Source organism: Flagellimonas pacifica (assembly GCF_900215465.1).
Classification (GTDB): domain Bacteria; phylum Bacteroidota; class Bacteroidia; order Flavobacteriales; family Flavobacteriaceae; genus Flagellimonas; species Flagellimonas pacifica.
Map to the genome: position 1 here is coordinate 286,695 of NZ_OBEH01000004.1, position 15,562 is coordinate 302,256.

At 38.0% G+C, this 15,562-nt stretch carries 9 protein-coding genes; 2 read left to right on the top strand and 7 right to left on the bottom strand.

Going from position 1 to position 15,562, the window contains the following annotated elements; translation table 11 throughout:
- Positions 1-19: 19 nt before the first annotated feature.
- The 4 genes from CRO15_RS13915 to CRO15_RS13930 form a co-directional block, all read right to left on the bottom strand.
- Positions 20-1,759: a RagB/SusD family nutrient uptake outer membrane protein gene (locus tag CRO15_RS13915; RefSeq protein WP_097046446.1), complete on the bottom strand. Its 1,740-nt coding sequence runs from the start codon at positions 1,757-1,759 to the stop codon at positions 20-22.
- Between the two features lie 3 nt (positions 1,760-1,762).
- Complete coding sequence (locus tag CRO15_RS13920) at positions 1,763-5,230, bottom strand: TonB-dependent receptor (protein ID WP_097046447.1); 3,468 nt, start codon at positions 5,228-5,230, stop codon at positions 1,763-1,765.
- Positions 5,231-5,356: 126 nt separating this feature from the next.
- Positions 5,357-6,406 carry a FecR family protein gene (locus tag CRO15_RS13925; protein ID WP_097046448.1) on the bottom strand — a complete coding sequence of 350 codons (1,050 nt, stop codon included), beginning with the start codon at positions 6,404-6,406 and terminating at the stop codon, positions 5,357-5,359.
- Positions 6,407-6,602: 196 nt separating this feature from the next.
- A complete protein-coding gene (locus CRO15_RS13930) occupies positions 6,603-7,193 on the bottom strand; it encodes an RNA polymerase sigma factor (protein WP_097046449.1) in 591 nt (196 codons plus the stop codon).
- 621 nt (positions 7,194-7,814) lie between these two features.
- Here CRO15_RS13930 and CRO15_RS13935 point away from each other — a divergent pair.
- Entirely contained in the window at positions 7,815-8,690 is an 876-nt protein-coding gene (locus tag CRO15_RS13935) for an AraC family transcriptional regulator (RefSeq protein WP_097046450.1), read from the top strand.
- 84 nt (positions 8,691-8,774) lie between these two features.
- Positions 8,775-10,028: an NRAMP family divalent metal transporter gene (locus CRO15_RS13940; protein ID WP_097046451.1), complete on the top strand. Its 1,254-nt coding sequence runs from the start codon at positions 8,775-8,777 to the stop codon at positions 10,026-10,028.
- Here the strand turns inward: CRO15_RS13940 and CRO15_RS13945 are convergent, their stop codons facing one another.
- The 3 genes from CRO15_RS13945 to CRO15_RS13955 all read right to left on the bottom strand — a co-directional run.
- Positions 10,029-11,978: an OmpA family protein gene (locus CRO15_RS13945; protein WP_097046452.1), complete on the bottom strand. Its 1,950-nt coding sequence runs from the start codon at positions 11,976-11,978 to the stop codon at positions 10,029-10,031. It lies immediately after the preceding gene.
- A 1-nt stretch (position 11,979) separates the two neighbouring features.
- Entirely contained in the window at positions 11,980-12,951 is a 972-nt protein-coding gene (locus CRO15_RS13950; protein ID WP_243396972.1) for a PorP/SprF family type IX secretion system membrane protein, read from the bottom strand.
- A gap of 26 nt (positions 12,952-12,977) precedes the next feature.
- A partial coding sequence (locus CRO15_RS13955) for a T9SS type B sorting domain-containing protein (protein WP_116458916.1) occupies positions 12,978-15,562 on the bottom strand: 2,585 nt, incomplete at its 5' end.

Below are 15,562 nucleotides of genomic sequence, written 5' to 3' on the forward strand. Positions count from 1 at the left end.
AACTCAACCAAACAAAATTTTAATACCCTGTGTTTTGATTTAAAGAGCCCGCACTTAAATCTATTGCTCCAAGAGGAATTGGAAATAGATCATGCTTACTATCATAAGGATTGATCAAGGCTCCAAAACCTGGTATGGTACGAGCTTCATTGGTATAATACTCCGTCAGGACAGTTTGAGAAACACCCCATCTTCTGAGATCAAACAAGCGATGACCTTCCATACCCAGTTCAACTCTTCTTTCAAAACGAACTGCTTTTCTGGCAAAATCTGCATCAGAGAAAGCCGTATATGGTTCAATTACATAATTTGCAGCATCACCGGAACCATCCGTTGCCTGCATGTAATTGGAATTTTTTGCTCTGTTTCTAACCTGATTTACATAGTTAAGACCTGTTGCTAAGTCTCCTGTTTCAACTGCAGCTTCTGCTGCCATCAAAAGAACATCGGCATAACGCATAACATTGTAATTGACACCAGAAAGCTGTTGACCCCATGAACCAGTTGCTTGCTGTGTTCCAGCATCATCTGCCCAGTATACATTCTTTTTAGGCAAATAAGGACCTGAAATATCCCCGTTGGCGAACTTGGCCCTAATCCATGCTTCACCTATATGCTCACCATAACCATTGTAGTCAATTCCTCTTCTTCCTATAGTATAATCGGCTCTTGGGTCAAGATTACCTGCAAATGGAGTAAAATCAGTAGGCTGTGCAGGATCTGTATCAGGAACGAAAGAAAGAATATCCCAATCACTTGTTACATCAGTTTGGTTAAAAGTGTCCAATAAGGGAAGTCCATCAGTATCTGTTTGAAACGCATTCAACAAATCTTGAGTTGGTTGATAAAACCCGCAACAAGAGCCAAAAGGACCTGGATTTGGGAAATTAAGGGCACCAACTACATTGCCATTATATGATTGGCCACTATCTGTTGTAAACTGAATTTGAAATACAGACTCAGTGCCATTCTCTCCGGCCAGCCTAAAGTTTTCTACAAAATCAGACAAAAGAGAATATGGGCCATTGTTGATAACATCATTTAACAATGACAAGGCATTGGTCCAATCTGATTGATGCAAATGGGTCTTTCCTAGAAAAGCCTTGGCGGTCCAAGAAGTTGGTCTACCTACATCACTGGCATCACGGGAGCCAGGAAGGTTATCTATCGCAAATTGAAAATCAGCTTCAATTTGATCCCATATAGGGCCTGAATTTGGTTGATTGAATTCAGATAGGGCATAATTCTCTTCAGAAATATAAGGCACATTACCAAACATTACTTGTAATTGAAAATTTGCCAACCCTCTTAAAAACCTGGCTTGTGCAATTTGATCGGTAAAACTCCCTGGATCTTCCAAAGAACTTGTCAATGCGATTACGGCATTAGAGCGATTTACCAAAGTAAATAGTTCGCCCCAACGTGCATAGAAATAACCATTGGCCGACGACCAATTCATAATTTCGATTTCTTTTAAATCAGCTTGGTCGTCATTTGTACTCCCTTTGTGTGCATCATCAGACAACACATCCATCCACCAATTGTCTGCTGCTCTACCCCAACCATTTCCAAAACTGGTTGAACTTACAGCATTTAATGAAGAGTAAGCTCCAGTCAATAATAATGAGACACCATCTTCATTCGCCAAAGCTTCATCTGATAAAGCACCTATAGGTGGAGTCTCCGAAAAATCATCGTTACATCCAATCAACAGGATCAGTAAAACCAAACATATATTAATAAAATTCTTCTTTTTCATTTTTTAGAGTTTTAAGTTAATCCCTAAGGTGTAGATTTTTGGTTGAGGATAAACCCTTCTATCTATACCTAAATTTAAATTTTGACCTACCCCATCAGCATCAATTGGTATTACCTCAGGGTCAAAACCTTCATAATCTGTTATGGTGAAGATATTGGTTCCTTGAAGGTAAATCCTTAAAGACCCCATGCCTATCTTATCCGTAATGTCACTTGGTAGCGTATAACCAATTTGCATGTTCTTTAACCTAAGATATGAGCCATCCTCAACAAAATATGAATTGGAAGAAGCTTCCTCCAATGGATATGAAGCGGTAAGTGCTGGAACATTAGTGTTGGTATTTGAAGGCGTCCAAGCATTCAGTACCCTTGCACTTCTGTTACTATTAAAGAATAGACCAAAATCGGTAAATACTTTGCTATAGTTATAAACGTCATTACCTTGAGAACCGGTAAAGAATAATTGCATATCGAACCCTTTGTATGAAAGGTTGGCATTTATACCATAAGTGAAATCTGGATGCGGAGAACCAATTTTGGTCCTGTCATCCCCATCCACTAGGGATTCACCATCACCATCTATATCTTCATACATGAATCTACCATTGCTATCCAATCCTGTTATTTTCCTTCCATAAAAGAAAGAAATCTCATCTCCAACCTCCGTACGTGTTACAGAGCCATTTCTTAAATCACCTCTTCCAGGCACAGGAGAATCATTGATCAATCTTGTCACTTTATTCTTATAATGCGATAAGTTCAAAGCAAGATCATATGAAAAACCACCTCTTGTTGTATTACCATAACCAATTGAAAGATCAATACCTTTGTTTTCAACATCTCCTAAGTTCACCAATGGAGCTTCAGCATCTATTGCTGTTGAACTAATCAAACTAAAGTCCCTGGTAATCAAATCTTTGGTTTTGATGTTAAAATATTCTGCAGAAATATTCAAACTACTTTCAAATAGCGAAAGTTCAACTCCAAAGTTTGTGGTTTGCGAAGTTTCCCACTTCAAATCTGCATTCCCCACTTGGGTCAACAATGCTCCTGTTGTTATACTTGTCCCGTCAAAGGAGTAGTTGGCAAATTGCTCGCTCAAACTTGAAATATTAATCGTTGGATTGTTGGCTGGTAGGGTTTGATTACCCAATGACCCCCATGATGCTTTCAGTTTTAAACGGTTCACAATGCCATCCGAGGGCCAAAAATCCTCATCACTAATGAGCCATCCGGCACTGACGGCAGGAAATACCCCGGTTTGGTTGTCTCCCAAAAATCTAGATGACTGGTCTCTACGTAAAGTACCAGTTAGGAAATAACGGCTTAGATAAGAATAATTTACTGAACCAAATAGAGAGTAAAGGGTGTTTTTTCGATCGAAAGTAACATCTGTGTTATCTACCGTTGTGGGGACATTTGGAGTTCCTGAACCGTTACTTAACAAATAAAAATTGGGGTCTTCGAATAGAAATCCTGATCTCGCAACTTCTTTGCTTTTTTGTCCTTCTTCCAAGGCTTCAATACCAGCAATGGCATTTATACTATGCTCACCGAATTTCTTATTGTAGTTCAGGATATTTGTCCAACTCCAATTATATCGGGTCTGGTCTCTCTCAGTAAGTCTGTTGGTAGATATAGGCTCCCCATTTTCTGGGTCTAAGGATACAAATCGTCTTGAATCGAAAATCTCAAAACCCCCTGCCAAGGTTGACTTAAAAGATAGGCCATCAATAATCTCATAATTTAGATAAATATCACCAATACCGGTATAGCGTTTATCATAATCATTTCTTGTACGATACAGCTGTGCTACTGGATTTGCTGGGTTTCCAATTCCCGGAGCGGCGGATCCGGCAAAGAAGCCATCATCATCCCTTACAGGCACCAAAGGGGAAATTCTATAGGCCATTTCTATGGCTTCGGAATCACCTGGTGACGTATTGGAAAAAGAAAAGTTCACATGTTCCCCAATACGTAATTTTTCTCCTACTTTGAATTCAGAGTTCAATTTTGTTCCACCTCGCTTGAATCCAGTATGATTCACTACACCTTCACGACTAAGGTATGAAGCTGACATGAAGTATTTTCCGTTTTCATTACCATTTGCAATGGAAATGGAAGCATTTGAAATGGGAGCGGTTTGTGTAATTTCATCTACCCAATCTGTACCTCCTGGTTGTACGGCAGCATTTACCTGACCGGCAGGAAAGAAAACAATAGGATCATAGGATTGTACTCTAGTATAACCAACTATTGAGGACGGTATGGTAGGAGAAGCGCCATCTCCATATTGTGGGTGGCTTGGAGTGATACCGTCATTGATCCTACTCTGCCAAATCATATCGGCATGCTGTTGGACATTTAATAAATCAATTGGGTTTCCTACTTTGGAGAAACCAGTGTAAAGGTCAATGGAAACTTCAGCTTTTTCCATATTATAGCCACCACCTTTGGTAGTGATAATGACAACACCATTGGAGGCACGAGCACCATAAATGGAAGCTGCACCATCTTTTAAGACGTTCATCTGCTCAATATCTGTTGGGTTGATATTGTTTAAAACATTTGGATCATCTGTTTGTACACCGTCAATAATATAGAGTGGATTGGTGTTGTTGGTCGTACCAAATCCACGAACATTGATTTTTGGGGCTGTTCCCGGGTCACCGCTAGTTATTACCTGAACTCCGGTCACTCTTCCTTGAAGGACCTCCGCAGCATTTACTACTGGGGTTTTAACCGCTTCATCAATATCAACAGAAGCAACCGAACCTGTAACATCACCACGTGTTTGGGTGGCATACCCCAATACAACTACTTCAGATAGTTTACTTGAGTCCTCTATCATACTTACGTTGATGGCGGTTCGTCCATTAATCGCTACCTCCTGGGCAGCAAAACCAATATACGTGAATATCAATGTTGCATCCGCAGCAGCTGAAATGGTATAATTACCATCAAAATCTGTCTGTGTTCCGTTTGTTGTTCCCTTTACAACAATATTGGCTCCGGGTAAGGGAGCCCCATCCGCATCAGTCACCGTTCCGGTAATATCGCTTTGTAATACAAGCTTTGGTTCTTCGGTAATTTTTGGTTCAGGCAGTTTTTTTACGATTACAACCTGCCTATCATCAATTTTGAAGCTTAAATCAGTATTTCTAAAAGCTCTTTTCAAAATATCGTCCAACTTAACATTTCTAAGTTTTAGCGATATTCTTTTGCTTCTATCCAAAACATCGTCTTTATAAAAGAAGATGTACTCGGTTTTCGTTTGAATTTCTTTGAAGAGGTCTTCAAGTACTACGTCGTTGACGTCAATATCTATTTTGGTCTGTGCGTATGATGAGTTGGCATAAACAGAACCAAGACCAATTCCAATTAATAAAAGTAGAACTCTCATAAGTGTCCAGAAATAAGATCTTAAAGGCACAATTGCACCTAAAGGACTGAGGTTAACAATTTTATTCATATTTTAGTTTTTTATGTTAGTAAATGTTGCTGTCACAATACTTCAGCAATGTTTTCTTTTAGCCAGAAGATGTTGGCGCATCTTCTGGTTTTTTTTGGTTTTTTCACTTCATATAGTTTGGTACTTTTAATTAATAATTATTTGATTTCCATTTTGCTTGGCATATTCAAAATTTGCGGTTTCCTTAATGATTTTCACAACATTACCAACATCCTCCTTTAAGTCTAAATAGCCAGAAAAGGTCTGTTTTTCCAATATCTTATCATTGATAACTATATCCACATTATAGTATCTGGAAAGCCTTTTCATTATGTATTTTAAATTATCTCTCTTGAAAATAAAGACACCCTGGCGCCAAGAAAAATACTTATCAACATCAACTTTTTCAGCCGAAATTGCGCTGGCAGTTTTAGTATAAACGGCTTGTGTACCGGGCGAAATTTGCATGGTCTTGGTTCTCCCAAGAAAGGAATTCCCTTTATAATTAATTTGCACGCTCCCACTTTTCAGGGTCGTACTTATATAATCATCATCAGGATAATTACTCACATTGAATGTGGTTCCCAAAACCTCTATCTCATGGTTTTCGGCTTTTACAATAAATGGCTGTTTCTTGTTATGTACCACATCAAATATGCCTTCACCTTCAAGATAAACCTCTCTATTTTTTCCTTTAAATATTACGGGGTACACTAATTTTGAACCAGAATTCAACCACACCTTGCTCCCATCGGACAACTCTATTTGTGATCTTCGTCCAAAAGGAACAATAAGTGTATTGTATACAATCTCATTATTTTTTATTGTGGCCTGATCAACTTCTTTTAAAGCTCCTATTTTTACTTTATTTCCGGTATTGGAGTATTTAATATCCGTATTGTCCTCGTCAATGTTTATGTTTTTATCATCATCTAAAATCAAAGTAACCTCCGTGGCGTTTTCAGATTTTAAGTTAACCTCCGTAGCTTTTACGTAATCTTCTATTGAAGAAGAGTCTTTGCCATAATTAATAAACCCTATGGAACCAATGAAAGCAATTGAGGCCGCCGCGCCAATGCCATACCGAATCCGTTTTTTATAACGCTGATACTTAACGATAGAACTTGTAATCCTCTGTTTTAAATGTTCTTTTTCTTCTTGGTCAATATGTCCTTCTCGTAAATTTTCTTCCTTCATCTTATACTATGGCACATTTAGATTTTAAAATAAAACTAGATATATTATGTGCCCTCAATAATAAAAGCACACAATACTTGATATATAGACACTTTTTTTAGGCTTTTTTTAATAAAACGACAAAATGTATTGAAGATGAGAGGCTTAATAAGGGTATCTCAGAAGAGATTTGTCAAAATCAAAATATTGTATGCCCCTAAAAAAAAACTTTCACTAATAACAGCAATGGCAAAACAATATTTTTTCTTAATGATTTTATTGCCCTATAAATAATGGTTCTTGAAGTTTCTACCGAAGTGTTCATGATCTCTGCAATCTCTTCGTATGATCTTTTTTCTTTGAACCTCAAAGACAATCCTTTTTGTTGTCTTTTGGTTAAAAATTCGGTAGCCTTATACAGACTCTGGCTTTTTTGGGTTGCCTTTTCCATAGCAATCAATTCTTCCTCAGGAGATGGGACATGATTCCGAAGTACATATTTAAAAGGAACTTCATTATTAAAATATGTTGTTTTCTCGTTATGCTTTCGAATGATTTTTCTTTTAAGAGATTTCAACAAATAGTATTTGACATTGTTGGTTTCTGAAAGCTTAGATTGATATTTGTAAAGGTCTAAAAAAAGATCATGTATACAGTCCATCACATAATTCCTATCTTCTGAAAATTGTATTCCATAAGAAAAAAGATCATCTATGAAAATATCATACACCTTGCCCAAGGCAACAACATTCCCTTTTCTAAGTTCGTTCCATAAAACTATTTCTTCCGTATTCTTATTTTCCAACATAGTCTAGTCTACATTCAATACATAAAAATTGTAATAACCTTATCAATCATATTACAGTGTTGTTGCTATACAAATACGGCTTGTATACTCAAACCCTATCAATAAATTGATATGAAAACTATTTAGGGCACTCAAAGAAATTGCCCAGCCAATAACATTTAGCAAATAACAACTGTTCTATCAAAAAACATCATGGCAATGGAAAATTATGTTCCTCGTGATTTTTGAATCATAGTAAAGAATGTTTTGAGTTAGCAGTTATATTAAGTTCATGTATTTATCAGATTATAAACCTGAAGAATACGTAATTTTTAAGTTAATTATTGATAAATATAAAAAAAATGACAATACATATTTGATTGTGTTTATACGATTGAAATATTTGTTTATGGATTGCGCACTTCCAATAAAGGTGCATTTATAAAGTAGACATAATGAATTCTATATAGTCTTTTAATTATATTAGGCACATATTAGCCCTATTTTTTTTGAAGAATTTTCAGTAATAATTTTTACATAAACTCTTTTTCTAACAAAAAACACTGATTTTGTCAAACACAAAAAATTTGTTTAAATCAATGTATGGAATAGTATTAGTATATTTTTTGGCTGAAAAACAGAATGAAAGTTTATAAAAAATATAAAAGAGAGATTACCTCACTATCTGCACAAGATAGTTTTCTGGTTATGGATCGTTTAAGAGACACTTTTGATTACCCTATTCACTTTCACCCAGAACTGGAGCTCAATTTTATTGAGAACGGAAAAGGAATGAAGAGAACTGTTGGTTACAATATTGAGGAAATAGATGATTACGAACTAGTGTTAGTAGGCCCCAATGTTTATCATGGCTGGGAAATGCATAATTGCGGAAACAAGGTACATGAGGTAACCATTCAGTTTCACAACAACTTATTTGGAGATGGTTTACTGTACAAAAGCATGATGAAGCCTCTACGTGAAATGTTCAATAGGTCCGCGCATGGCATCCTTTTTAGCAAAGAAGAATCAAAAAAGATTGCCCCAAGAATTATGAATGTGTCCAAATTGGCCGGAATTAACTATTTTTTGGAGCTTTTCTCTATACTCTACAATTTATCCGTTACTCCAAACCAGCAATTACTTTCGGTATCACAATTACCAAAGGATGATTTTGAAAATAGTGATAAAGTAAAAATACTCTACAACTTTATTCAGGAGAATTATGATTCAAAAATAAGCTTAAGCCAAGTATCCGACCTACTTAATATGAGCAAAGTATCCTTTAACAGATTCATTAAAAAAAGTACAGAAAAGACTTTTGTAGAGTATTTAAACGATGTTCGTGTGGACAACGCATCCAGAATGCTCGCAGAGCGGGATTTCAGTGTTTCAGAGGTTGCATATAAATGTGGTTTTAACAACATTGCCAATTTTAACCGAATTTTCAAAAAATCCAAAGGATGCACACCCAGTAAATACCGTAAGGAGTTTTATAAGGTTACCCGAGTGGAATAATTTACTTCTCCATTCTATTTAATACATCATTTCATTCATCTATCCAAAAAACCTATTTTAGTTGGCAATACCATAATATAGCATATGTCACACCTAAAGGTACTTTTAAAGCAGTTGGGGCCAGGGCTTCTTTTTGCCAGTATGGCTATTGGAACCTCGCACTTAGTGTTATCCACAAAAGCCGGAGCTCAATATGGTTGGGTCATGGTTATCCCAATTATTTTAGCCAATGTTTTAAAATATCCATTTTTTGAATTTGGAATTAGATATACTACGGTTACCAAAAAAAGCTTGGTAGAAGGATATCTGAATTTGGGCAAAAAGTACTTATGGATCTATGCATTTGTAACCATAATCTCCACATTTACCATTTTAGCCGCTCTTTACGTGGTAACCGCAGGGCTGTTCATGAACCTTTTTAAAATTTCCAGTGTAAGTGTAAGTGCAGTAGCCATGTGCCTCTTTATTTTTATTGGTGCCATCTTAATTATAGGAAAATATCAGTTTCTGGAAAATTCCTTGAAAGCTGTTATTTCCATCTTGTTTGTGGCTTTGATAGTCACTACCATAGTTGTATTAGAAAAAGGCCCAGTTCCGGGTGCTGAATCATATCAGCGCCCTGAAATATTTAATGAAGTCGGAATTCTTTTTTTAATAGGATTAATGGGTTGGATGCCCACTGCGGTTGAAGCTTCAGGTTGGGTTAGTCTTTGGAGCATGGAAAACATGAAAACCATGAAAGAAAAACCCACATTAAAGCTTGCTCTCCAAGAATTTAACATGGGATATTTTTTAACCGCTCTCCTAGCTATTTTCTTTTTGATCATTGGATGGATGACCTTATACGGAACTGGGACCGAACTTAGCGGAAGAGCAGTGGTTTTTGCTGATCAGGTGGTAAGCCTGTTTACTGTCAATATTGGAAAATGGGCCTATATTCTAATAGCTGTAGCTGCCTTTGCCACCATGTTCAGCACTTGTATGACCGCACATGACGCAGTTTCTAGGGTCAGTATTGATGTTTTGGAAAAGCTTTATCCTAACGCCAAATCTCTAAAAAACAAACACGCTTTCGCCATAGCTGTAATTGCCATGGCAGTGATCAATTGGATCGTAATAACCGTTTTTGGTGCTAACATGGCCAACCTTGTGGCCTTGGCCACCTTTGTCTCCTTCGTTATGGCTCCTTTAATTGGGTGGATGAACTTAAAAACAGTTATGGGCAAGGATATTCCCAAAGAAAACCATCCTAAATTTGGACTACAGTTGTTGACCTATTTGGGAATAGTCTTTCTTTCTCTTTTTGCCCTATATTATTGTTGGATGGTAATAATTTAATCAGTTAAAGAGTACATTATCGTTAAGAACAACTATCAACGATCTCTGGTTCTGCTGATGTAGCATTTCCAAGCAGAAAACCCCATTTGTACAATTGTTCAGGATTTTATCTTCCCCGTAACCGATGGAATACAATATATTGGAAGCAGGGACTCCGCTTTGAATCAGATACCTTTTTATGACATCTGAGCGACTCTGGGTAAGTTTAAAATTGGTGCTACTCCCGCCTCTACTATCCGTGTAGGTCTCTATTCTAAGTTGTGCTGAAGGAAAACCTTTTACAAAGGCCACTACCTTATCCAATTCAGCTTTTATTTCAGGTGTTAATGAAGTCTTGCTTCTACCAAAGAAGAATTTTTTCAATTTTACCACCTTCTGTCCTTCTTTTTCCTCCACCAAATCATCATAGAGCGAAACTTTGACATCATGATCCAAACTCTCTATACCCTCTAGCTCATCTTCCGTAAAACGTTTTAAGTATTTAGAGCATTTTTCTTTGGTAGATTCCAACACCAGCTCTTTTTGCCAAGGAATTTCCAACCTGTAATTCCCTTTGTCATCAGAATATGTTTCAGCCAATAATGTTCCATTGGCATCCAATAACCTTACCGCAGCCTTATCTATAAAGTCTGATTTCCTATAAGATTTTACCACTTTCCCCTTAATAGTAAAAGTTTTAAGCCCAGGCTTTTTATCTACCTTAAATCCGTAAATATCATCTTTTCCTTTTCCTCCTGGTCTATTTGACGAAAAATATCCCAAAAGCCCATCACCCTCATTCCTCATTATTAGGCCAAAATCGTCTTCTGATGAGTTAATTCCTTTACCCAAATTAACCGGGATACTAAATGTATCATCCTCCATATTGGATTTGTACACATCCATACCTCCCAATCCATAAAAAACATCCGAAGAAAAATAAAAACTGTTTTCAAAGATAAATGAGGCTATTTCATTACCGGCCGAATTGATTCTTGGACCCAAATTAATAGGGGCAGACATAATCTGTCCATTATTGGTATGCACATAATAAATATCCGTGCCTCCATAACCATCTTCAAAATTGGCTGAAAAATAAAGTTTCCCATTCTTTTCATCATAAAATGGGTAATAAAAAGAGGTGCTCAAGTCTTTGAGCAATAATTGAAACTGTCCATCTTTGCGCTGCATTCCTATAGCCAATGCATTTTTCCCATTCTCATCAAAAGACAATTCTCCATTTTCTGTATTGGACAAAACATAAAAAATGCCTTTCAACGCTTCTGAATAATAAGGTGTTGCCTTATGATAATTAGAGCTTGGAATTTCTAAAAATGGTGCTACTACAGAAATCTGGCCATCATTTTGCACATTGGCTCCGTAAATGTTCAAATAACCCTCTCCGGCGGGGGAGTATCTGTTCTTTTTGTCTAGCGATCGGCCACTGGAGAACAAAAGTTGTTCTTTATAGAATGATGGTGAAAAATCGGATTGAGGACTATTGCCCGTCAAATTAAAAATTTGAAAATCTAAATCATTACTGGCAGTACTACTCTCAAGCAACTGGGTATTGAACTCAATATTTTCCATAAATTCTTTAGGAAAACTGGAAGACATAGTTGTCAAAAAAGCATTCATTTTTTCTTTGTCCGATGCTTTTGAAAGACTCTGCAACATCATATTTAGATGGTAATTGCCCAGCAGTGAATTATCCTTTTTATATAGCTCTACATAAGCTTTTGAAGCTTTTTCAAAACTACTCGTCTTAAAGTAGGCATCTGCCAAATTCAAGAACTGCTGTTCCGTCAAAGTACCTTCAGTGAGCTCAGCTTTATACGCGTTTATCGCTTTCTGATATTCATATTGAAAAAAGAAATCGTCTCCCTTAGATCGCTTTCCTTGGGCAAAACAAACCACTATACCCAAAATGGAGAACAATAGTGTAGTATATATATTTTTTACTTGTGCCATACTAGAAAAATCTTGGGGAGTCAATCTGTTTTGGTTTGCCTTTTATGTTCTTATTCTTGTTTTTTGTTTTGGGACCTCTACTTCTAGTACTCTCGCGCCCTATATAAAATTTCAGTATTGCCTCATGTGAGCCTCCACTGAACTCTCCCAAACCATTTGTATTATAGTCATACGAATACCCTAAAAACAAGGTATTGGATACTTGAATACCAGCCAAACCACTAACTGCATTATCAAACCTGTACGACCCTCCTATTGTAAGAGCATCTATAAACTGAAAATTTGCAGATAGGTTTACATTGACCGGAGAACCTTGTAAGTAGTTTATTAAAAATGCAGGTTTGAACTTTGTCCTATCTGAAAGTTGAAAAACATAGCCTCCAATTAAATTAAACTGCATATTGTCCTCAACAATGGTTGCTACTTCTTCATTATATAGCCCATTGGTCAAAAAATTGGGAACTGATAGTCCGGCATACCAATCTTCCTCATAAAGAAATAGGCCAGCTCCTACAGTAGGATAAAAATTGCTTAAATTTTCTCCAAATATGGTAGGGTCAGAAGGATCAACAAAAGTCCCTTCAGAGTAGTCCAAATTTAAAAAAGACCCTCCGGCCGAAAGTCCAAAAGACAGTTTTGTGATATCCGAAACATTAATTTGGTAGGAGTAAGAAAGTGTTGCAAAGGTTTGTTTAGAAGGTCCAAGTTCATCCAGTACCACATTAAATCCAAGACCCATTTTTTCATTGGCAAGGGGAACATTTGCTCCAAAACGCATAGTGGTTGGTGCTCCAGGTATGTCTACCCATTGCGCTCTATAAAGTCCCGATATTTCAGGAGATTCCACCGTACCGGCATATGCCGGGTTGAAACTGCCAATATTGTACATGTACTGCGTATATTGGGGTTCTTTTTGGGCATTGATAATACTGAATACACCAATCAACAAAGCAAGTATTTTATATTTTTTCAACCCAGTATTATTTGGCATTTCTTTGTTTATCTGATAATTTGAATCCAACCTTTGACAACTTCTGAATCATCCCCAAGATCTAGTATATAAAAATAAGTTCCTTTTGGCAGATCTCCACTGCTTCCCGTACCATCCCAAGAACTATCATAACCCTTCATTTCAAATACACTATTCCCATAGCGATCAAAAACCTTTAAATCGTTATTTGGATAATCTTGGTGTCTAACCAAAATAAGGGTATTGTTTATATCGTCCCCATTATTTGGAGAAAAAATATTGCAAAGTGTTCCTGGTGTTTCGCATGGGCTTCGATTTACATCAACCGAAACCGTAGCAGTATTGTTAGAGGTGTCTCCATCTATTGGAAAAGAACCTGCAATTGTTGCAGTATTCTGTAACTGACCAGAAATCACTGTAGTAACTGTAATTTCCAATGTTATACTTTCTTCAGATATTAACTCTGCAATTGACCAAACTCCAGTGACCTGATCATAAGTTCCTTTTGACACTGTATGCGAAACATAAGCAAATCCGCTATCAAGTACCTCATTCACAGTGACATCCAAAACTCGGTCCATTGTGGTGTTTTCCAACGTAATCGTAAATATAATATCACTCTGCAACAAAGGCGTAGCGTTACTTACTTCCTTGGTAATAGCTAAATCAATAGGGTCTGGATTACATGAAGGAGTTAAAAAAGGATCACAACTATCCAAAGGATTGGATTCACCAGCGGGGACAGCCGTAGTACTTGAATCATCATTACCTGAGAATTCTTCGTTATCAGTTAGGCCATCGCCGTCAGTGTCGGGATCATTGGGGTCTGTACCCAAAGTATTCTCCTCTCCATCCGTTAAACCATCTCCATCAGAATCTACAATACAGCTACTTACCGAAATAGTAACTTGAATTGAACTATTGGTACACGGAGCCATAGCTCCAGTGGTTGTGAATTCAAAAACATAGTTTCCGTCAGGCAACCCCTCAAAATCAACATTGTTCTCTGCACCAATAGTTATGCTTCCGCCGGATGGGTCCGTCACAATTGTCCATGTTCCTGGGTCTTCTCCAGTTAGGGTGTCATCCAAATCCACAACCGTTGGTCCTCCATTTCCGGTTGCATTACATGCAGAAACATTACTGGGTGTTCCTGTAGAAGGTTCTGCATTCACAGTTGCTACAACTTCCGTTCTTACAGAAGAACAACCATTGGCAGAGGCCTCAACAAAAAACGAAGTGGTTTCCGAAATGGAAGGAGTTTCAAAAGATTCTCCGGTTCCAAGTACTGACCCTCCTGTAGCATTGGCGTACCAACTCAACAAACTACCATCACTTACTGAAGCCGTTAAAGTCAATGTTCCTTCCCCACAGCGATTATCACCAGCTGTATTGTCAATGGTAGGTGTTAAATTTCGTATCAATGATACAGTAAGCACCGGACTTGCACAATTGTTGGCAGCATCAAAAAAGAATCCAAAATAAGAACCCGGAGCTGAAACAATATTACTTCTATGTGCCACAACCTGCAAAGGATCAGGGTTTGTACTCCAAGTAAGCACACTACCAGCAGGTGCAGTGTTGGTTACATAATCATTTAAATTAGCTGAGACAGTATCGCAAAATTCAGTTGGTTCGGAGGCATCTAAAATCGGTGCGCTATTACCCGCATTACAAGGAATTGAGCAATCTTGCACAGTTACCGTTAAATCTACTGTTTGATCAACACAAGGCGCTGTTGCTCCTGATGTAGTATATCTAAAAATATAATCTCCCAAGGGTTGACCATCAAAATTTACAATATTACTTGCATTTATGGTTATTGAGGCTCCTCCCGGAGCACTGATCATTAACCAGCTTCCAGCATCGGCACCTGTAAGTTGATCATCCAAATCAACTACACTTCCATCGCCTGAATCATCACAAGTAGCAATATTAGTAGTGGTACCTGGAGAAGGGGTTGTGTTTTGGGTCAACGTAACATTAAAAGTTGAACTTGCACAATCGTTTAAAGCATCATAGAAAAATCCAAAATAAGTACCTGGTGTACTTACCGTACTTGTTGGCAAATAATCCCCTGCTACGTTAGTATCAGAATTAGTACTCCACCTTAAATCGGACCCTACTGGTGGAACACTCATCGTATAGGCATCAAGATCTTGTACAAAAGCATCACAAAAAGCTGTGATCACAGATCCATCCAAGGTTGGTGGTATACTACCAGCAAAACAAGTGGCCTTGGTAGAGGTGTCGGTCGCAGCCGCGCCCGTGCCATTGCCGTTGGTCAGTGTCACGCTCAAGGTGACCGTCCCGTTTCCGAGACCGCTCAGGTCGATGCCCGTTATGTTGTCCGTCGCGGTAACTATCGTGCCGCTGTCGGTGACAGGGGTGCCCCCGCCATCGCTGCTGAAGGTATAGTCATATGTCGAACCTATCTCCGCTCCGGCAAAGGTGAAGCCCACAGATGTCTCGTTGCCCGCGTTGATGGGGTCCTGGTCGATCGTCGCGGTATAGCCCGATGGAACCGCCGTGGCCTTGGTAGAGGTGTCGGTCGCAGCCGCGCCCGTGCCATTGCCGTTGGTCAGTGTCACGCTCAAGGTGACCGTCCCGTTTC

Bases quoted from the DNA above. Each gene is read 5' to 3' on its own strand.
- CRO15_RS13915 (WP_097046446.1), bottom strand. From the start codon at position 1,759: ATGAAAAAGAAGAATTTTATTAATATATGTTTGGTTTTACTGATCCTG.
- CRO15_RS13920 (WP_097046447.1), bottom strand. From the start codon at position 5,230: ATGAATAAAATTGTTAACCTCAGTCCTTTAGGTGCAATTGTGCCTTTA.
- CRO15_RS13925 (WP_097046448.1), bottom strand. From the start codon at position 6,406: ATGAAGGAAGAAAATTTACGAGAAGGACATATTGACCAAGAAGAAAAA.
- CRO15_RS13930 (WP_097046449.1), bottom strand. From the start codon at position 7,193: ATGTTGGAAAATAAGAATACGGAAGAAATAGTTTTATGGAACGAACTT.
- CRO15_RS13935 (WP_097046450.1), top strand. From the start codon at position 7,815: ATGAAAGTTTATAAAAAATATAAAAGAGAGATTACCTCACTATCTGCA.
- CRO15_RS13940 (WP_097046451.1), top strand. From the start codon at position 8,775: ATGTCACACCTAAAGGTACTTTTAAAGCAGTTGGGGCCAGGGCTTCTT.
- CRO15_RS13945 (WP_097046452.1), bottom strand. From the start codon at position 11,978: ATGGCACAAGTAAAAAATATATATACTACACTATTGTTCTCCATTTTG.